At 54.9% G+C, this 368-nt stretch carries 1 protein-coding gene; it reads left to right on the forward strand.

The features are described from left to right. The coding region (gene rplB, locus QQZ13_RS11125; protein WP_284529185.1) for a 50S ribosomal protein L2 at positions 1-368 on the forward strand (368 nt) is incomplete at both ends.

A 368-nucleotide genomic window follows, 5' to 3' on the forward strand; every position in this document is an offset into this window, starting at 1 on the left:
GCAATCAAACCAGGTAACACCCTGCCGATGCGCAACATCCCGGTTGGTTCTACTGTTCATAACGTAGAAATGAAACCAGGTAAAGGCGGTCAGCTGGCACGTTCCGCTGGTACTTACGTTCAGATCGTTGCTCGTGATGGTGCTTATGTCACCCTGCGTCTGCGTTCTGGTGAAATGCGTAAAGTAGAAGCAGACTGCCGTGCAACTCTGGGCGAAGTTGGCAATGCTGAGCATATGCTGCGCGTTCTGGGTAAAGCAGGTGCTGCACGCTGGCGTGGTGTTCGTCCGACCGTTCGCGGTACCGCGATGAACCCGGTAGACCACCCACATGGTGGTGGTGAAGGTCGTAACTTTGGTAAGCACCCGGT

The sequence above is a fragment of the Microbacterium sp. T2.11-28 genome (assembly GCF_950097975.1).
In the GTDB taxonomy this organism is placed as follows: domain Bacteria; phylum Actinomycetota; class Actinomycetes; order Actinomycetales; family Microbacteriaceae; genus Microbacterium.